This window comes from Enteroscipio rubneri (assembly GCF_963929405.1).
Taxonomy (GTDB): domain Bacteria; phylum Actinomycetota; class Coriobacteriia; order Coriobacteriales; family Eggerthellaceae; genus Enteroscipio; species Enteroscipio rubneri.
Genome location: NZ_CAWVIN010000003.1, coordinates 662,199 through 679,874 on the forward strand (window position 1 = coordinate 662,199; position 17,676 = coordinate 679,874).

Genomic DNA, 17,676 nt, shown 5'->3' on the forward strand with positions numbered 1-17,676 from the left:
GAGAAGCACGCGAGTTTCGCGCCGAATCCGCGTCGGCCTTGCGCAATTTATTATCTCCCAGCACGTAAGCAAGGGAAGAGAAGGCATAGGCGAATCATCGTGAAAACGACCCGGTTTTTCACGATGCGGCGCGCCGGACGATATCGAAGGCGAATCGCTCTATCCTGCCGTACACCTCGATCTGCACCTCGTTGAGAAGGCCCCTCTCCAGCGCATCGACCGCGGCATCGTACAGAAGGCGCGGCGAGCGCGATCCCGCGCGGGCCCCGACGCCCCGCTTTCCGGCCTGGGCGAGCAGGAAGTCGGCGATCTCCTCGCAGAACGCCTCCCCCTCGCTTACGGCGCCCTCCACGTCGTCCTCGCCCGAGGCTTCCGAGAGGGCCATGATCCGCTCCCCCAGATCGACGTAGCGCTTCGTCAGGGAGCGCTCGTCCAGGAACCTTCCCAGCTCGAGCCGCACGCTCGACAGGTCGCCGTCGAAATCCAGCGCGCCCATCAGCAGCAGCTCGTCTCTCTCCAGGGACAGAAGCCTCTCGCCCGCCCCGAGGCGCTGCAAGGCCAGAAGATGGTCGGCGAAAGCCTCGGGCTCGTCCCCGCGCGCGTTGCGCGAGCGCAGGGCCCTGACCGTCCTGAGCTTCCGCCTGATGCCCGCCTCGGCTTCGACCAGATCGGCTTCCAGGCGCGCCAGCGCGCAGTCGGCCCGCCCCTCCTCGGCTATCAGCGAGCGGATGGCCCCCAGGGAGAAGCCGAGGTCGGCGAAGCGCCTTATGCGGAGCAGCAGCACAAGGTCCTCGACGCGGTAGTCGCGGTACCCGTTCTCGCTCCTCGGCGGTTCCGGGAGCAGCCCGATCCTATGGTAATGGCGCAGGGTCTTGACCGTCACGCCGGCAGCGCCCGCGATCTCTCGGCTTCGCACGACCGTCCTCCCTTCCCGTCGAGCGTTTCGTCGGCACGGGCCATTATATGCGCCTCATGGTCTTCATCGAAAGCGCGAACACGGCCAGCACGGTCCAGGAGGCGATCAGGAGCAGGGAGGCCGCCCTCAAACCGAACGCCGTCACCATGGCGGAGCACAGGAACATCGACGCGGGCGACGCCGCCAGGTACAGGGCGTTCTGCGTCCCCAGGACCGATCCCCGGTCAACCTCCGGCACCGAGTCGAAGACGAAGAAGTTGAGCAGCGCCGCGAGAGGCCCCGCCGAGAAGCCCAGCACCGCCGCGCCGGCGATCATCAGAGGCAGGTCGGGCAGCAGGCCGATCACCGCTATCCCGCAGCTCATGCCCAGGAACGAGAGCACGTACCAGAGCCGCCTGCTCAGATCGAGGGCGAAGCGCGTGTAGACGAGGGACCCGACCAGCGTGCCGAGCGAGCACGCGGACGTGACGAAGCCGACGAGCTCCGGCGTTCCCATCGACGAGTAGTACGCGGGCAGAACCAGCCCCTGGAAGCCCCCGACCGCCATGACGAGCAGCAAGGCCAGCGCGACGGAGGACAGCAGCAGCCGGTCGCCCCGCACGAGGAGGGAGAAGCCCCGTCCCGCATCCCTCAGGGCCTCCCGGAGAAGGGGGCGGGGAGCGCGTTCCTTTCCACGGGAGGGCAGATGCGCCCCTCCGACGCCGCGCGGGACGGTCAGCATGGCCAGCACCGCCAAGACGGAGAGGCCGGAGGTGATCCACAGGGCGTTGACCGGCCCGAAGGCGCCCATGGCTATCGCGGCGAACGCGGGGCCGACGACGGTCACGACGCTCTCCACCGTCTGCTGCACCCCGACGAACGACTGGAGGTCCCGCCGATCGCGCTCGGCTACTGCGGGAAGCAGGGTGTCGCGGGCCGTCATGCCGGGCACGTCCCCGACGGCTCCGAGCACGCCGAACAGAACGAACCAGCCGAAGGAGAGCCCTGCGACGGCATCGACCACGGGCAGGGCGGCGACGCAGGCGGCCGACACGAGATCCGACGCCACCGCCACGTCCCTGCGGTTCAGGCGGTCGAGGAGCGCCCCTCCCACGATGCCGGCCAGCACCTGGGGGACGGCGCAGATCAGGGCGAGACATCCGGCAGCGAGCACGTCGCCCGTTCTCGAAAGGAGGACGAGGGGCATGACGACCCCGGCGACGGAGTTCCCCATGAGGGACGCTCCCCCCGAAACGATGTAGCGCGCAGACACGCCCGGCCTTCTCACCATATTCTCCTTTCCACTTGGGTTTCATCCCCATGGAAAACCATGACCTTGGGGCGGGGTCAAGGCACCCTTGGCGAGATCGGGCCGTCTCCAATGAAATGCCGCCTTCCAGCCTTCTTGGGAAGAGCAGATTCGTCAAGAATTCCACAGCGCGCCGCTTCTCGAACGCCCCAGCCTCGACGGTCGAATCCTTGCCCATGGCGGTTTCGCAGTTTCGCAATTGCGAAGATGCGCTGTTGCGAATGGTTGAATACAATCAATCGGTTGTGATACAATGTATATACGCTATATATACATCATTACCGAAAGGAGAATGCTATGGCATCCGTGACGTATCCCATACGGGTCGACGATGCGCTCAAGGGCGATGCGGCGCGCGTCGCCGAGTATTACGGCTTCGACCTCGCCAGCGTCACGAGGGCCTTCTGGAAGCAGATGGTCCGCACCGAGAGCATCCCGCTCACGCTGCGCAGCGAGGAGCCCAACGAGGAGAGCCTGGAGGCGATCAGGGAGACGGAAGAGATTTTCGCGGCCTACGAGGCGGGCGAGCGCAAGGGCTTCGACAGCGCCGAAGCGATGTTCGCCGCGATAAGGAACGACGATGCTGAAGCCTGATTACACCCCGGCGTTCAAGCGCGATACCAAAAGAATCATCAAGTCCCACCGCAGCATCAAGCCGCTCGAAGAGGTCGTATCCCTCATTCTCGAGAACACCCCCGAGTCCATATCGGAGCTGAAAAGGCGCCACAACATGCACACGCTGTCCGGCAAGTGGTCGGGCAGCAACGAATGCCACGTGTGCAACGCCGGAGACTGGCTTCTCGTCTGGAGCGTGAAGGGCGATCTGGCGGTCATGCAGAGAACCGGAACGCACGACGAGCTGTTCAGATAGGCTATCGGAGCCGAGGGGAAACCCTCTTCGATTCCCTCTCGGCCATCCGCCGAACCAGCTTCGTCTATCCCGGAGGCTGCCTGGCGGCCATGGAAAACCCTGTGCTGCGCTCCGGGTTTCCCACAACCGCACGACCGTTCCGCGCCTTCAAACGTCTCCGTGTGGAAAACGCTGCGCGTTTACCACACTCCGACCGGCGCTCCCGCTCCACTTCGTCGGTTTTTATTTATCAAATGGAAGGAAGAAGGCGCGAGGCCGCCACGCCGGCGCGTCGGGAACCGCCCGCAGGCGCGACATGGTTCGCCCTGTGCGGAATCCTTAGAGAAGGAAAACCCCTATAGACGCCTTACCCCGAAAGAGCTCGGACGTTACATGCGCTACTACCGCTCCAAGGCGGGAATCACTGCAAAGGGGGCGGCCGAGGTCATCGGAAGACGCACCAGGCCATATACCGCTACGAAAGCGGGGCCACGTCCCTCAGCCCGGTCGACATGTTCCGGTTGCTCGCCTTCTACGGGGTCGCCGTAGACGACGCCTTCACCGAGCCTTGGGAGACGGTCGACAACCCTTCGCGCGCCAAGGCGAGCTCGCTGCGGGCGCAGGAGCTGATGGAGGTGTTCGCGTCGCTCGGCGACCAGGAGCAGAAGGTCGTCATGCAGGTGGCGCGCCTCGCCAAGAAGAGAATGGAGGAAGATGGCTCGAAGCCTGGTTGCGGCGAGCCGGAATAAGCGCCTAGCTCCCGAGGGCGGCGTGGCACCACGGCCACGCCTCGGTTTTCTGCGAAGATGCGAAGATGCGAAAACCCGCAATATAGCAGTTTTGCATATGCGCAATCACTATCAAAGATCGCGCAGAAAGCAGAGCAGCCGCCGAGTGACCTCGACGGCGTTTTTACCTATCCAGTCGCGATGAGATGTCTTCGTGCGTGCGAGGAATCGCTTGTTCGAAAGCGCGCGCTCGCCCCGCGAGGCGATGCCAGCCATATCGTCGTCCCGCATGCCAGGATCATCTGCCGACAAGGCCTAAGGCCCTAAATCGATGAAACCGTAGATTAACGATGCCGATAGGTCAGTTTTTATGGCAATCAAAACTATTTTATGCTAAACGTCTAATGGAGCTTTCGCGAATGCGCCGCGCAAGCCGCAAAACGGCATCCAACGGCATCGACCATATGATCAGAAGATACACCGAACAAAACGTTTTCGAAGCGCTGCAGGACCGTCTTCGGTTCGTGTTCGAAGAGTTCGACAACGTATTCGTGTCATTCTCTGGAGGCAAGGACAGCGGCCTTCTGCTCAACCTGGTGCTCGACTTCAGAAACAAGCACTTCCCCAACAAGATCGTCGGCGTGTTCCATCAGGATTTCGAAGCGCAGTACTCGGCCACGACCGAGTACGTCGAGCGCACCTTCGACAGAATCGAAGGAGAAACGGAACCCTACTGGGTGTGCCTGCCCATGGCCACGAGAACCGCCCTCAGCAGCTACGAGATGTTCTGGTACCCGTGGGACGACGAGAAGGAGGACGCATGGGTTCGTCCCATGCCCGAACGCCCTTACGTCGTCAGCCTCGAAAAGAACCCCATCGAAACCTATTGCTACAGGATGCACCAAGAAGACCTCGCCAAGCAGTTCGGAAGATGGTACCGGATGGCGCACGGCGGCGGAAAAACGGTCTGCCTGCTCGGGATCCGCACCGACGAATCGCTGCACCGCTACAGCGGAATACTCAACAAGCGCCACGGCTACGAAGGGAAATGCTGGATCACTTCGCAATTCAAGGACGTTTGGGCCGCAAGCCCCCTTTACGACTGGTCGGTGTCCGACGTCTGGCACGCAAACGCGCTCTTCGGGTACGACTACAACCGGCTCTACGACCTGTACCACATGGCGGGCCTCTCGCCCGATCAGATGCGGGTCGCCTCCCCCTTCGGAGATTCGGCGAAGGACAGCCTCAACCTCTACCGCGTGATCGATCCCGAAATATGGGCCAAGCTCGTCGGACGCGTGCAGGGTGCAAACTTCGGCGCAATCTACTGCCGCACCAAGGCCATGGGATATCGAAACCTGGAACTCCCCAAAGGGCACACGTGGAAATCGTTCACGTTCTTCCTTCTCGAAACGCTCCCCCGCCATCTGCGCGAAAGCTACGTGCGCAAGTTCAAAACTTCGATCGAGTTCTGGTACGAAACGGGCGGAGGCCTGAGCGAAGAGGTTATATCCGAGCTCTTGGAGCACGGCTACCGCATAAGGCGCAACGGCGTTTCCAGCTATACCCTTCGCAAGAACTCCCGCATCGTGTTCGAGGGCGATCTCCCCGACCACACCGACGACGTGAAGAGCACCAAAGACATCCCCAGCTGGAAGAGAATGTGCTACTGCATCCTGAAGAACGACCACAACTGCCGCTTCATGGGATTCGGGCTGACGCGCGAGCAGCAAAGGCGCGTCGATGCTCTCAAGCGCGAATACCGGGCGGTAATCGGAAAGCGAGGAGAGAATGGAGCCTAGAAGCCCTGTATACAACTTAATCGCCGTACCGATCGAAAAGGTGAAGCCGAATTCGTACAACCCGAACTCGGTGGCTCCACCCGAACTCGATCTGCTTTACGACAGCATCAGAGAAGACGGCTACACCATGCCCATCGTGTGCTACTTCGACGAAACGGGCGACGAATACGTGATCGTGGACGGATTTCACCGCTACCGCGTCATGCTCGAGCACCCCGACATCCACGAAAGGGAGAACGGCATGCTGCCGGTATCCGTGATCGACAAGCCGCTCGACTGCCGCATGGCATCGACGATCAGGCACAACCGCGCACGGGGATCCCACAACGTCGACCTCATGAGCAGAATCGTCGCCGACCTTCACGAGCTCGGCCGCTCGGACGCATGGATATCGAAGCACCTCGGCATGGACAAGGACGAGATCCTGCGCCTCAAACAGATTACGGGGTTGGCGGCCCTGTTCAAAGACGCCGAGTTCGGCGCATCATGGGTTCCCGAAGAAGACGCCGAGAATCCCCGCTCCTGAGGAAGGGCGCGAATTCTCGAACTCCTGATAGCACGACAGATAAGACAGATAAAAGTCTAGTCATCGAACACGGGGTGGTAGCTCGCGCGCCAACTCGTCTTCCCTCACTGCACGAGGGAATCCCTGACGTAATGCACCCCAGTCACCACTCAGCTGAAGAAGCGTCGAGAAGAACGCGCTCAGCCCGACGACCTTGGCGACGGCATTGAACTCTCGAGCCATCGCCTCAGGGAAGATGTCGAACAACCGGTCGCCAGCGCAGGCGCGCCCCTCGCGACGGGATACCGCATAGGCCAGATCCAACTTCTTGCGCGCCACAAGAGATGTTTCGAATGTTCGCGGTTTCGCATAGGCGACAACCTCCCCATGCTCGGGCGATATGCGCCACACAATGCGTCCCGCTGCGAACCCGCAGTCGAGATCGCCCCATTCTAAGGCGGCAACCCGGCATGCCATCGCACGGGCGTCGACCGCGAGGGATGCAGACAGCCCGATCCTGCCCTGCAAGGAGGACACCAGCGAAAGCGCGCGCCCGGCGTCTTATGGCACCGCCCTCTCGCGCAAGCGCTTTTCAAAAAAAAGGGGGGGCTGACCTCCCTCGCCGGGTTGCTCCTGATTCCGCCCGAAGCCACCGCCGTGTCGAGGGCGGCAGTCATAAGGGAATGCTCCTTGCGCACCGTGTTGGGCGATACGCCTTTTCGCAAACGCATATATTCGTAATTGCGAATATATGCGAAGGTTCGAGTTCCCGCAAAGGCATGGCGACGATTCTCCGCGAGGCGCGGGCGATCTTGCCCAAAGAACCACGGTAGCCCTTGGCCGTCAGAGGGGACACCTCCCCTTCCTTCGAGGCGATGTACTCCTCGATCGCCTCGCCCAAGGAGATCGAGGAGTCGCTTATGGGCGACAGGTCGTGCAAGGCCATCCATTCGGCTTCCTCGACGGCGCTTTCGCGGTCGGTGCCCGAGAGCATGCGCCTTATCCGAGGAGACAAACTCCCGTCTTCGTTTCTCCACCTGAAATCTGCCCGGTATCGCGATCCGCAGACGGACACGCCGCTCACTTCGTAGCCCATGCTCTCCTCCTAGAAAAGCCTCGATGATTGATTTTTCGTGTCTTGGTCGACGCCGATGGAATTGGCTCGCAAATTGGCTCGGCAACCTTCTCGGCGCGGCGGAGGCATGGTATCACCCGTTTTTTCGAAAACTTGTGAAATATGGCCGTTTTCCTGCATCATCGTTGCATCTGGGTTTGATTGCATGTATCATACTTAAATCGGTTTTTGCTTGTGGATGGCGTACTTGATGGCGCTACGAATCAGTACGTCGGGGGTTCGAATCCCTCACGGCGCACCACTTTACATGATGAACCCCCGTCACGATCGTGGCGGGGGTTTTGTTTTACAGGCAGAGACGGCGCTTGAGGGCTATAGGCCAAAACATGTACCCTACATAACATCATAACCACTGTTCAGAACACTAAAGTGACCCTGGAGTTGGTAAAGACGAACTCCAGGGTCGGCCAAAACGGAGTTACAGAACGAAGTCGGGCACGTCTTCGCGGTCATCGCCCGCTCCTTCGGTGCCACGTTCTGCCGCACCGGCCTCGAGCACATCGTTGGGCGTCTCGTACTCGACCGGATTAAGCGCACCGCTTTCGATACGACGACGACGCACGAGCCCGGCGCGCACCACCAGCACGCAGTACACCGCCGTCAACGCGCCTGCCAGCGCATAGGCCAGCGACCAGTCCAGGCCGAAACCGATCTTCGCATTCAGCAGGTAACTGGACACCACAAACATGTAGAAGCAGCCCGGCACAAGCGTCATGATGCCCGGCTTGCGCTTTCCAAACAGATACACGCTGATCAGCGCAAAAGCGAACACGGCGCAGGTCTCGTTCGCGAAGCTGAAGTAACGCCACAGCACATTGAACCCGTTCGGATCGAACTTCGAATACACGAGCACCGCCGCCACCGGCGCAAAGATGGCGAGTGCGAGGCCCACCCGCTTCACTCGGGCCACTTGGTCGATGTGGAAGTAGTCGGCCAGCATGAGACGAAGCGACCGCAATGCCGTGTCGCCCGACGTGATGGCCAGGACGATAACCCCTACAATGGCAATGATGCCGCCCACTTCGCCCAGGAAATCCTTGGCAATGATACCCACTACCGCCACCGCACCGGTCACGCCCGCTTCGGCGACGCCTGCGTTGTACACGACCATAGCTGCAGCCGCCCAGATCATGGCGATAAACCCTTCCAAGATCATCATCATGTAGAAGGTTGAGCGGCCCTCAAATTCGCTATTCACCGAGCGCGCAATGATGCACGCCTGCGTGCTGTGGAAGCCTGACACGATACCGCATGCCACCGTGATAAAGAACATAGGGACGAGGTTCTCCATACTTGCCCAGATAGGCCAAACGCCCCACACCTCGTTAAGCTGGAAGATGCCTCCGCCCAAAAACAACCCGGCAAAGATGCCCACCGCCGACAGCAGCAGGACGGCTCCGAACACCGGATAGATTCGCCCGATGATCTTGTCGATGGGGAATAAGGTCGCCACCAGGTAATACGCAAGAATGATCGCGTAGATAATGAGCACCGGAGCCATGGCCTCGAATCCGAGCGAGGCGCCCGTCTCGGCATTCACGAACGAGGTCGAAAGCCCGAGCACCGAGCCGGCCAGCATGTCGCCCGGCGTATAGATGAACACGACGCCCACCAGGAACATGAGCAGGCACACGAAGATATTGTAGACCTGGTATACGCCTTTGCCCATAAAGCGCTGCATAAGACCAGGCATCTGAGCCCCTTTGTGGCGCAGGCTGAGCATGCCGCTGAAGTAATCGTGCACCTCGCCGCCCAGCACGCATCCTATCGGGATGAGCACGAACGCAATAGGTCCGAACAGGATGCCCTGGATGGGGCCGAGTACGGGACCGGTCCCCGCAATGTTCAGCAGCTCGATAAGTGCGTTCTTCCAGCGCTTCATCGGAACGTAGTTCACGCCGTCAGCCTGGGCATATGCCGGCGTCGTACGGCGGTCGGGCTGGAACACCCGCTCGCAGAACCTCCCGTACAGGCAGCCGCCCACCAGCAGTACGGCAAGGCCGATCAAAAACGTATACATTAACGATGCCCCCTCGCAAGATCGAGAGACGCAAAACCGCCTCTTCCGCATCGGCGGGCTCGCGCTTCCCGGTCGTTCCTCTATCGTCGAACCGGCGTTTGCGAAAAGCAGCTCGAAACCGGTTCGAACAACGAATCAAAACCGATTCGAAATGCGAAATCCTATGTTTGCGGTGCCATGGTATGACGTCATGCAAAATACGATTGCAGAATACCACTGGTTTTCGGCGACCGGTTCGGCACCGTGCGTCCAAGCGCAGGCTTCAGGCCAAGGAGGAAGGCCTAGGCAGCTCTACAGCAGAACGGCTAGAAACGTCGCGATTCCGCCGGTGACGATCACGATCGCCCACACGATAACCCAGAAGAGACAGCCGAACCAAGCGAACAGCTTGCCGCCTTCGCTCCACCCCCAGCCGTCTTTGCCCATAAACCACGCGGCCAGCACGCCGAATAGTCCACCGAACAGGCCCACGCAGAAGTAGCCGAACTTCGCCAAACCCGATATCTCGCGCATCGCTGCTCCTTTCACCGCTGAAAAGGAGATTGTATGCGCGACGATAGCTGATGCGGCAGGCAACAAGCATTCCGTGACCTGATCGATCGTCTGATGGCTACCGCCTGAAACAATAGCGTTCATCTAAGGCAATGACGTCAACCGGAAACCGTGGAATCCTCCTACTCCTTGGCATGTTGATCAACCGCTGATTGGGCTCCTGCAACAAAAAACGCGCTCCTGCACGCATGGATAGAAGCAGCGGCATACGGAACGGCCGTATCGGGTCCGGTCGATCCGGTCGATACGGTCGGTTCGGCATCGGTTTGGTCGGTCAGGTATCGGCCAGAGTCCCCAGATAGCGAACGAATGTTTCACGTGAAACATTGGTGTCAGGAGCGCGGTGCCTCGGCCAGCCGATGGCCGTATTCGGGAATCGGCATGATAGCTGCGGGTCGCGCTTCACCACATGGGTGCCCAGGAACAAGCAAGCGCCCCTGCCGGAAAAGGGCAAGGGCGCTTGCGGTACGTGCACGTTGCTGCCACTGCTCTACAGCGAGAAATCCTTCTCGCCGTTGAACACGGCCAGAGCATCGGCAACGGAATAGTCGGCCAGCGTGATGGCGCTGATAGCCTTAGTCAGACGCACCGCCTCGTCGAGCGAACGCTGGTGGATATTGCGGCCGGTAGCGTTGCCCACGGCGCCGCCCACGTGGATCTGGTCGTAGAGCTGGGTGAGGAACGTCTCGGCATCCACCGTCGAGCCGCCCGCGCATACGAGTCCCGTGCGACCGGAAGCCATCGTGGCCACTTTAAGGGCCTCGGCCGGCGCAGTGCCGTCCTCAGGCTTCGGCGGATTAACCTTCACGAAGTCTGCGCCGAGGCACAGGGCTACGCCCGCAGCACCTGCAATGAGCGCCGGATCCTTCTCGGCCTTGACGGCCTTACCGCGCGGATAGATCCACAGCACCACGAGTAGACCGTTCGCATGCGCTTGCGCGATGAGCTCGCCGGCCTCGGCCATCATGGTGGACTCGTACTCGCTGCCCAAGTAGATGGTATAGCCGATACCTACCACATTCACGCCAGCCTCGCGCATAGCAAGTACGGCGTCAAGATCGTAAAGCTGCGGCGAGTAGGGATCGTCCTGGCTGCCGGGCACGATGTTGGTCTTGGAGTTCATTTTCACAAGGTAGTTGATCTCGGGATAATCCGCCGCGTACTGCGCGATGAGACCGCGCTGACCGGCAAGCACGCCGCACACGCCCTGGCGGCCTATCTCAAACAAGTGCTCAGGCTTCGCGTCGGCGATGTCGATGCCCTCGCCGTAAAAATCCTTGTTCAGGTGCTCGATCTTCTGATCGCACGCGAACAGCATGAGGCGGCCGGTCCCGCGGGTGGCCTTCAGATAATTCTCAATGTACTCGTCACGGGACTCCGGCATGACGTCGGCCGGAACTCTCACCTGATCGCGGGTGATGCTGGGCATGGTGTCCTCCTTAAGGAATACTGCACGGTATGTCAGCGCCTTATCGATAGCGCAATTCTAACTAAAAAACCTTCACCGCCTGCGTCTATTCACCGAAAAAGCGGTGAACGAAAGCTAGAACCATTCCTTCTTGTTCAGCACGTACATGTGCTCGAATTCCGTCTGAGACTTCGTGAGATACAGAATGCCCTCAATAATGGCGATGACCCAGATGACCCACGTGGCAAGCGTCACCGTGAAGATGCCTCCCACGATGGAAACCGCGAGCATGATGAACCCTGCCGTGTTATAGCCCAGATAAAACTTGTGGATGCCCAACCACCCCAAGAAGATGGCCAGCAAACCAGCCGCTACATGGTCTTTCGTTCCCACGACCGGCGGCGCGTACTGCTCTTGACGGTAGGGCTGCTGGTAACCGTACGGAGCCTGCTGGGGCGGCACGGCATTCGGCCCCACATGGGGCGGTTGCCCATATCCGGGTGCCACATACCCAACTGGAGGCTGGTACGGCGAGCCGGAAGCCGCACCGAAAGGCGTTGCTGGAGGCTGCTGGGGCATGGAGCGGGTTGCAGGATCGTAACCCGGTTGCTGGGCATCTCCGTACACCGGCGAAGAAGTCGGAGTCTGGGGCGTCGAATAGGGAATCCAGTCGGGCGCACGGTTCGCGCCAGATTCCGAAGCGGGTTTGTCGGCCCTGTCGGGAGCGGCGTCGGCGACGCCTATCCCCGAGGTATCTGCATCGGGAACGTTTCCGTCGGAAGCATCTGCATCAGAGGCTTCATGCGCCTCGGCCCCGTCGCAGGCGCCTGCCCCTTCGACCGCCTCAACCACTTCCACGATCTCGACGACTTCGAAAGCCTCTGCGGCCTCAGCCGCAACGGAAGGCTCGGCATCGCATGTATCTTCGGCTTCGGAAAGCCCGCGTGCGCCTGCATTGCCAGCCTCGGCATCGACGAGCGCGTTCTCGGGTGCATCGGCTTCGGAAACCGAGGCTTCTACGGCAGCAAGCTTGGCTTTCGCAGCATCCAACCGCTCCTGCGCCGCCTTCAATTCAGCTTCGGCTGCAGCAACTTCGTCCGTTGCGTTCAAAGGTTTGTTGGTGTCCATACGCGCCTCTCTCTACTGCATCTATGGCGTTTGTACCGTCATAGTACGTGCACGCCGACCACCGGGGCGGATTCGTCACAATACCGTTAACGTGTCGATGGATTCTTAAGAAGCCCGACGCACCGGCAACACGCATGCTCACGCGCCCCGCCCGCACGAGGCGCGCATGCCGCGAACCTCTGCCCGTCGCCTTCCGTCGACTCCCCGTCATCCGCGAGATACGAGTCGATCCTACCGACCGGCCAAACGCAGTCTTATTTGTCCTTGTTGTGCGATTTGCCGAGCAATCCCATGATACGCTCGCGGAATATGACCCCCAAAAGCGCAATGACGGCCGCTACGGCGAAGATGGCAACGCTCTCGATGATGCGGCCTTCCACCAAACCGTCGGCGGCATACGTCGAAACAACGATGCCCGGAATGCGTCCGATATTCGACAGCACCAGAAACGTCCGCATCCGCATATCCGTGAGCGGCACGAGGTAGGTGAACACATCCTTCGGCAGACCGGGAATGAGGAACAGGACGAACACGATGACGTTGAGCTTACCCGATTGCTCGAAGCGCCGGAACTTCTCCAGATGCTGCGTTGGCACCATGCTCTGAACAAACGGCGCACCCAGCTTGTGCACAAGCGCGAAAATGAACGCACTCGAGAAAACGCAGCCGATAAAGATGATGAGCGCGCCGAGCCACGGGCCGTACAGCATGCCGGCCGCCACCTGCACCACCTCGCCCGGGATGAACGCTACGACGATCTGCAGGAACTGCAACCCCAACAAGATGAGGAAGCCGACCGGACCCGCACCGCGCACGTCGTCGATGATGCGGTCAATGCCGCCAGGCTCAAACAGATCGTGGAAATACGGCCACAAGAGCACACAGATAAGAACCATCAATCCGAAAAAGGCGATGAGGCCAACGAATTTGAAGATATCGGCCTTCTCGATCTTGCGACCGCGAACGACTACGTGCTCTCCATCCCCTTCATGCAGGACCCCGTCGCGATTATCGCGCGGGGTTTTCTCGCGCGGTTCCTGATCGCATTCGCGCGAAGCTTCTTTGCGCTGGGCCTCGTGGCGCCCGAGCGGCATCCCATCGCACTCGCCGGCAGCTTTCTCGCCGGCGGTTTTTTCGTCGATGGCTTGCTCGTCGGCAGCCTGCTTCTTCTTTCCCGCGTGGAACGTATCAGTCATCTTTGCGAGCCTTATCGAATTCGTCTTTGAACGCCGAGAACATATTCTTCTTTCGAGCAGGTTTTTCGGCCGGTTTCTTCTTGGCGGCCGGCTTGGGCGCATCTGGCGTCGCCGCATCCTCCGCCTTCTCGATCGCCTGCTCGTCTTTGGAGGGCTTAGGACCACGAGCCTTGTCGTACTCCTCCTTGAAGTCCGAGAACATGGTCTTGGACTTCGCGATCTGTCGACCGGTCGCGTAGGCCCCCTTGTTCACTGCTTCGCCGGTCTTCTTGGCGGCCTCGCTTACGACGGGCTTCGCCTTGTCGACCGTGGTCTTGGCCTTGTCGACGACAACCGCCGTGGCCGCGCCTGCCTTTTCCGCCACGCCGCCTTCAGCCGCGAGCTGCTTCACCTCATTGTCCACGAGGATGGCGCCGAGCACGGGCTCGTCGTCCTGCTGGGCCTCGTCGCCCGTCTGCGCGAGGGCTGCCCCCATTCCGCGCCGGAAACCCCGTATCATATCGGATGAGATGATACGCTTGCCCAAAAGCGCGTTAGCGGTCATGCCCCCGTCGGTTTCAATAGTGTCGACCGCACCCGTGGCGCGGTTGAACGTGACATTGCCCACGATGCCGAACGCCTCGCCGTCTTCGGTCATCACAGGCAGGCCCACCCACAGCACGCAGCGATCCCAATCAACGCCAAGTTCCTTGCATGCCGCTCGACCGGTCGCCTCGGGCACGGGACGTACGATAATGCGCCCGTCCACGATGTCGTAGCCATTGATGGAAACGAACTGGTCCTTGCGACGGAACATCCACAGAAGGTCGGGGCGCTTCACGATGAAGCCGATGCAGCGCTTTTCCTGAGGATGGAAGACGAAGCGGCGCACTTTGCCGATGCGCTTCCTGCCATTTTTGCCGCCGAGGACGCGCACCCCCGTGAGCTCCTGCGTGGTAATGAGTTTGCTAGCCATATCCTTCTTCTCCACGGCTACGCGGCGCGTTGTCCGACGGCTTTGCCGCGGCAACCCCCCAACGCTGCACTGCCGTCGCATACTCGAGAAGCGGCACGCGGCGCGGCTGAGAACATGCCGCCCGCGTTGCCGCTTCGATTCGTCGCCTGCTTGCTCGCTCTAGGCTTGGGGCTTGTCGTCACCCGCCACCGCGTCGGCGACGTCGTCGGCCTTGTCCTTCGCCTTGTCGGCAGCATGCTGCACCGCGTCAGCCGCAACCGGAATGGTGTCGCTCACGGAATCATGGGCAGCTTCGGCGTTCTGCGCAACTTGCGAGGCGATGCGCTGTCGCGCGGCCTCGATCTTGTCGCGCAGCTCGTCGTTTTTCTGCGAGAACGCCGGCTTGATGGTGTCGGCAGCCTCCTGGACGCGCGAAGCGGCCTGTCCGTACAGCTCCTGGCCCTTGGCCTGGGCCTCCTGAGCCACCTGCTGGCCCTTGGAAGCCACATCGTGCATGACTTCCTGGCCCTTGCTCGTGGCCTCCTGGTAGGCCTGCTGCACGTTAGCGGACGCCTGGGAACCCAGCTCCTGCGCCTCGCCCCATGCGTCGCTCATCTTTTCGGTAACCATGGCCCGCGTCTCGTTGCCCGAGCGGGGAGCGTACAGCAGCGCGACGGCGGCGCCAACCAAACCGCCGATGAGGAAAGATCCGAGTTTGTTGCCCATGTCTGCCTCCTAATTGGAATCCTGGACGTTTGTGGTGACCTCATTATAGGGGCACCTATCTAACGCCGGCATGGAAAACACGAGCGTTCTATGATTAAGTTGCTATTTCGTTGCTGAACAAAGAACGCGGCACCGCGAACGCCGGAGCATTCTCGCTCTGACCGCGACCGACCAAAGCTGCCGAGCTAAAGGCCCATTTCCTTCTTCAGTTTAGCCAGCTCGTCATCTACGGCGGCGTCAGTACCGGCGGCGGCGTACTTCGCTTCGAGCGCAGCGGCCTCGTCGACCGGCTGCTGGCTGAGCTCGTGCATGGCGTTCGCTCGGTCGAGCATCTGGTCGGCTTTCGCCTCCATGCGGTCGAAGGCGCTCACGGCGCCGGCAGCCTTGTTGGCGCCGGCCGAGAACTCGTTGACTTTATCCTGCGTCTGAGCGACGGCGACTTTCGCCTTGATGGCTTCGCGGCGACCGTTCAGCAGTTCGATGTCGCCCACCAGCTTGTCGTGCATCTGGCGCATTTTCGCGGCGTTCTCGTGCGCGGCGTCGAACGTGGTCTTGAGGCTGGCCGCTTTCGCCTCCAGCTCCTGCTTCTTGGACAAGAACGTGCGAGCATCGTCCTCATTGCCGGCAGACAGCGCTTTGCGCGCCAGGCCATCGTATTTCGCGATGTCGGAAGCGTTCTCGTCGACCAGACGCTTTGTGCGCGCCTCCTCGGCCATGACGCCCGCAGTTTCGCGCTTGACCTCTGCCAGGTTCTCGGTAAGATCGCGCAGGTACTGGTCGATCATCTTGCTTGGATCTTCTGCCTTATCGAGCAGATCGTTGATGTTTGCCTTGATGATGTCAGCGAAGCGGTCAAGCATTCCCATGTCGTTCACTCCTGTCGTTCGGTCCGGTACTGTCTATTCGTGCGCGTCGGGGGAGGTATCCCCGCGTGCGGGCATGGCTGGGCTGGTCGCGGCCCCTTGGTCGAATTCGTCGGCAACGGATGCCGCGGCGGGTGCGGCCGCCGAAACGGGCACGGGCGCAACCGGAACGGCGGCAGGAGTCGCGGCGGGCGTGGCGGCTTGCGGGGCGTCGGAGGCATACTTTTTCGCAAGCTCCTCGACTTCCTCATCGCCGAACTTCTCAAGCGGGGTCCTGAGAATCTCCTCCTGGAGCTTGCGGTCGCGCTCTTCTTGTTCGCGCCGAGCGCGGAAGACGCGCACACCCACGTACACGAGCGCCGGCACGAGCACGATGGCAATGCACATAAGCGAGCCTGCGAAGTAGGTATCCTTCGCCATGATGGTCTCGCCGGTATCCGCAAACGCCTTCGAGAATATCTCCTCTTCCGAAATGGAAGGGTTCCGATAATATTTGTCGAGGTTTCCGGCTAGCACATCGATCGCCGCGTCGTCCATGATGGGCGTCACCTTATCGCCCATGGCGAAACCGCAATCGAAACCGCCCTCGCCATCGTCGCAGAACACGAGTAGGAAATGCCCTTCGTCTGAAAACAGCTTGTCGTAGTTGCTTTCGGCGAACGCCACAAGATCGGCCGATGAGCCATTCGGCAGGATGTACACGTAGGGTTGTACGCCCGTTTTCTGATAAAACGTGCGCAGGCCGCTCTCCATTTTCGATGCGTCGTGGATCCAGTCGCCATCCTCATCGGTGTAGTAGCCGGTCTCGGAAACGGAACCGGCCGACAGTGCCGTGCGCTCGATGATAGGAGTGCCGTCGATATGGAAGCCCGCACATGAGCTGACCAGCCCGGAGAACCCGGACAGCAGCAGCAGGGCGGCGATGGCGATGAGTATCCAGCGTCGTTTGCGCCGCCGCGCGGCCGGATCAATCGGCTCCGGGGCTTCAGCGGGACCCGTTGCATACGCGCCCTGGTCGTACCGTCTGCCAGATGTTTCGATAACTACGGGAACGATCTGGGGGTCGCGCCGCCGGCGATGATGGAAGCCGCCTCGAGGAGGACGTCTTTCGGGCGGCGGACCGCTCGGAGCGCTGTTCGGGCGGCGCGACGGTTGCGCTTGCGAACCGCTGGGCTGGCTCGGCGACGAGCTGCCGGTTGCGCTGCCGTACGACCGTCCGCCAGAGGATCGGCCACCGGAGAAGCCGCCTGACGATCGACCGCCTCCCGAAAAGCCGCCTGACGATCGACCGCCGGACGAGCGTCCGCCGTCGTTGCTGCCCCCGTCGCCCGACCTGCCCATGATTAAGCCCCTCTCGCCCTTCACGATCCACGCTCGGCGCAGATAGATTCTCCACTTTCATTGTAGCATGGGCGTCGCGCGCGCCGCATGAGCGCGCAGCTTGGAAGCCGAAGATAATGAAGTGCGGGTCCGGCGAGGTCGAACCACATGGGGAAACCTTGGCGGTGCGCGCCACGCTGGCTCGCGCTTCGGGCACCGCGTGGCGGGAAGCGCACAGGCCCCATGGCGTATCGGGACGCTCGCACGGCAATGCTGCGCTGCCGCGCTTCAATCAAAGAGCAAGC

18 protein-coding genes are annotated in these 17,676 nt (G+C 61.1%); 6 read left to right on the forward strand and 12 right to left on the reverse strand.

Annotated features, from left to right (window positions below; all coding sequences use genetic code 11):
* Window positions 1-118: 118 nt before the first annotated feature.
* Both ABGT83_RS09875 and ABGT83_RS09880 read right to left on the reverse strand, forming a co-directional pair.
* Window positions 119-916 (reverse strand): MerR family transcriptional regulator, encoded by a 798-nt coding sequence (locus tag ABGT83_RS09875; RefSeq protein WP_346687334.1) that lies wholly within the window; start codon window positions 914-916, stop codon window positions 119-121.
* A 43-nt stretch (window positions 917-959) separates the two neighbouring features.
* Window positions 960-2,186, reverse strand: coding sequence for an MFS transporter (locus ABGT83_RS09880; RefSeq protein WP_346687336.1), 1,227 nt, complete (start codon window positions 2,184-2,186; stop codon window positions 960-962).
* 315 nt (window positions 2,187-2,501) lie between these two features.
* Here ABGT83_RS09880 and ABGT83_RS09885 point away from each other — a divergent pair, with 315 nt between their 5' ends.
* The 5 genes from ABGT83_RS09885 to ABGT83_RS09905 all read left to right on the forward strand — a co-directional run bounded on the left by ABGT83_RS09885 (window position 2,502) and on the right by ABGT83_RS09905 (window position 6,110).
* Window positions 2,502-2,798 (forward strand): type II toxin-antitoxin system RelB/DinJ family antitoxin, encoded by a 297-nt coding sequence (locus tag ABGT83_RS09885; protein WP_278806865.1) that lies wholly within the window; start codon window positions 2,502-2,504, stop codon window positions 2,796-2,798.
* The gene (locus ABGT83_RS09890) at window positions 2,785-3,075 is read left to right on the forward strand and encodes a type II toxin-antitoxin system RelE/ParE family toxin (RefSeq protein ID WP_346687338.1); all 291 of its coding nucleotides are present in this window, start codon (window positions 2,785-2,787) and stop codon (window positions 3,073-3,075) included. Before ABGT83_RS09885 ends, ABGT83_RS09890 begins: the two co-directional genes overlap by 14 nt.
* A gap of 491 nt (window positions 3,076-3,566) precedes the next feature.
* Window positions 3,567-3,803, forward strand: a complete 237-nt coding sequence (locus ABGT83_RS09895; RefSeq protein ID WP_346687340.1) for a hypothetical protein — start codon at window positions 3,567-3,569, stop codon at window positions 3,801-3,803.
* Window positions 3,804-4,201: 398 nt separating this feature from the next.
* Window positions 4,202-5,584, forward strand: coding sequence for a phosphoadenosine phosphosulfate reductase (locus ABGT83_RS09900; RefSeq protein ID WP_346687342.1), 1,383 nt, complete (start codon window positions 4,202-4,204; stop codon window positions 5,582-5,584).
* Complete coding sequence (locus ABGT83_RS09905) at window positions 5,574-6,110, forward strand: IbrB-like domain-containing protein (RefSeq protein ID WP_346687344.1); 537 nt, start codon at window positions 5,574-5,576, stop codon at window positions 6,108-6,110. Before ABGT83_RS09900 ends, ABGT83_RS09905 begins: the two co-directional genes overlap by 11 nt.
* A 60-nt stretch (window positions 6,111-6,170) precedes the next feature.
* Here the strand turns inward: ABGT83_RS09905 and ABGT83_RS09910 are convergent, their stop codons facing one another.
* Window positions 6,171-6,428, reverse strand: coding sequence for a hypothetical protein (locus tag ABGT83_RS09910; RefSeq protein ID WP_346687346.1), 258 nt, complete (start codon window positions 6,426-6,428; stop codon window positions 6,171-6,173).
* Window positions 6,429-6,925: 497 nt separating this feature from the next.
* Here ABGT83_RS09910 and ABGT83_RS09915 point away from each other — a divergent pair, with 497 nt between their 5' ends.
* Complete coding sequence (locus ABGT83_RS09915) at window positions 6,926-7,180, forward strand: hypothetical protein (RefSeq protein ID WP_346687348.1); 255 nt, start codon at window positions 6,926-6,928, stop codon at window positions 7,178-7,180.
* A gap of 462 nt (window positions 7,181-7,642) precedes the next feature.
* Here the strand turns inward: ABGT83_RS09915 and ABGT83_RS09920 are convergent, their stop codons facing one another.
* From ABGT83_RS09920 to ABGT83_RS09960, 9 genes are all read right to left on the reverse strand, one after another.
* A complete protein-coding gene (locus ABGT83_RS09920; RefSeq protein ID WP_346687350.1) occupies window positions 7,643-9,244 on the reverse strand; it encodes a carbon starvation CstA family protein in 1,602 nt (533 codons plus the stop codon).
* A gap of 291 nt (window positions 9,245-9,535) precedes the next feature.
* Window positions 9,536-9,757: a hypothetical protein gene (locus tag ABGT83_RS09925; RefSeq protein ID WP_103265209.1), complete on the reverse strand. Its 222-nt coding sequence runs from the start codon at window positions 9,755-9,757 to the stop codon at window positions 9,536-9,538.
* Between the two features lie 529 nt (window positions 9,758-10,286).
* Window positions 10,287-11,225, reverse strand: coding sequence for an aldolase (locus tag ABGT83_RS09930; RefSeq protein ID WP_103265210.1), 939 nt, complete (start codon window positions 11,223-11,225; stop codon window positions 10,287-10,289).
* 114 nt (window positions 11,226-11,339) lie between these two features.
* Window positions 11,340-12,332, reverse strand: coding sequence for a TM2 domain-containing protein (locus tag ABGT83_RS09935; RefSeq protein ID WP_103265211.1), 993 nt, complete (start codon window positions 12,330-12,332; stop codon window positions 11,340-11,342).
* A gap of 254 nt (window positions 12,333-12,586) precedes the next feature.
* Window positions 12,587-13,528 carry a TVP38/TMEM64 family protein gene (locus ABGT83_RS09940; RefSeq protein ID WP_346687352.1) on the reverse strand — a complete coding sequence of 314 codons (942 nt, stop codon included), beginning with the start codon at window positions 13,526-13,528 and terminating at the stop codon, window positions 12,587-12,589.
* Window positions 13,521-14,483 (reverse strand): PRC-barrel domain-containing protein, encoded by a 963-nt coding sequence (locus tag ABGT83_RS09945; protein WP_346687353.1) that lies wholly within the window; start codon window positions 14,481-14,483, stop codon window positions 13,521-13,523. The genes ABGT83_RS09940 and ABGT83_RS09945 overlap by 8 nt, the downstream gene beginning before the upstream one ends.
* A gap of 159 nt (window positions 14,484-14,642) precedes the next feature.
* Entirely contained in the window at window positions 14,643-15,188 is a 546-nt protein-coding gene (locus tag ABGT83_RS09950) for a YtxH domain-containing protein (RefSeq protein ID WP_103265212.1), read from the reverse strand.
* Between the two features lie 185 nt (window positions 15,189-15,373).
* On the reverse strand, window positions 15,374-16,054 hold the full coding sequence (locus ABGT83_RS09955) for a PspA/IM30 family protein (protein WP_346687354.1): 681 nt from the start codon (window positions 16,052-16,054) through the stop codon (window positions 15,374-15,376).
* 33 nt (window positions 16,055-16,087) lie between these two features.
* Window positions 16,088-17,392 (reverse strand): hypothetical protein, encoded by a 1,305-nt coding sequence (locus ABGT83_RS09960; protein ID WP_346687356.1) that lies wholly within the window; start codon window positions 17,390-17,392, stop codon window positions 16,088-16,090.
* Window positions 17,393-17,676: the final 284 nt, after the last annotated feature.

Coding starts and splice junctions, on each gene's coding strand:
- ABGT83_RS09920 (WP_346687350.1), bottom strand. CDS start 9,244: ATGTATACGTTTTTGATCGGCCTTGCCGTACTGCTGGTGGGCGGCTGC.
- ABGT83_RS09890 (WP_346687338.1), top strand. CDS start 2,785: ATGCTGAAGCCTGATTACACCCCGGCGTTCAAGCGCGATACCAAAAGA.
- ABGT83_RS09900 (WP_346687342.1), top strand. CDS start 4,202: ATGCGCCGCGCAAGCCGCAAAACGGCATCCAACGGCATCGACCATATG.
- ABGT83_RS09950 (WP_103265212.1), bottom strand. CDS start 15,188: ATGGGCAACAAACTCGGATCTTTCCTCATCGGCGGTTTGGTTGGCGCC.
- ABGT83_RS09930 (WP_103265210.1), bottom strand. CDS start 11,225: ATGCCCAGCATCACCCGCGATCAGGTGAGAGTTCCGGCCGACGTCATG.
- ABGT83_RS09945 (WP_346687353.1), bottom strand. CDS start 14,483: ATGGCTAGCAAACTCATTACCACGCAGGAGCTCACGGGGGTGCGCGTC.
- ABGT83_RS09880 (WP_346687336.1), bottom strand. CDS start 2,186: ATGGTGAGAAGGCCGGGCGTGTCTGCGCGCTACATCGTTTCGGGGGGA.
- ABGT83_RS09955 (WP_346687354.1), bottom strand. CDS start 16,054: ATGGGAATGCTTGACCGCTTCGCTGACATCATCAAGGCAAACATCAAC.
- ABGT83_RS09905 (WP_346687344.1), top strand. CDS start 5,574: ATGGAGCCTAGAAGCCCTGTATACAACTTAATCGCCGTACCGATCGAA.
- ABGT83_RS09885 (WP_278806865.1), top strand. CDS start 2,502: ATGGCATCCGTGACGTATCCCATACGGGTCGACGATGCGCTCAAGGGC.
- ABGT83_RS09940 (WP_346687352.1), bottom strand. CDS start 13,528: ATGACTGATACGTTCCACGCGGGAAAGAAGAAGCAGGCTGCCGACGAG.
- ABGT83_RS09895 (WP_346687340.1), top strand. CDS start 3,567: ATGTTCCGGTTGCTCGCCTTCTACGGGGTCGCCGTAGACGACGCCTTC.
- ABGT83_RS09925 (WP_103265209.1), bottom strand. CDS start 9,757: ATGCGCGAGATATCGGGTTTGGCGAAGTTCGGCTACTTCTGCGTGGGC.
- ABGT83_RS09935 (WP_103265211.1), bottom strand. CDS start 12,332: ATGGACACCAACAAACCTTTGAACGCAACGGACGAAGTTGCTGCAGCC.
- ABGT83_RS09960 (WP_346687356.1), bottom strand. CDS start 17,392: ATGGGCAGGTCGGGCGACGGGGGCAGCAACGACGGCGGACGCTCGTCC.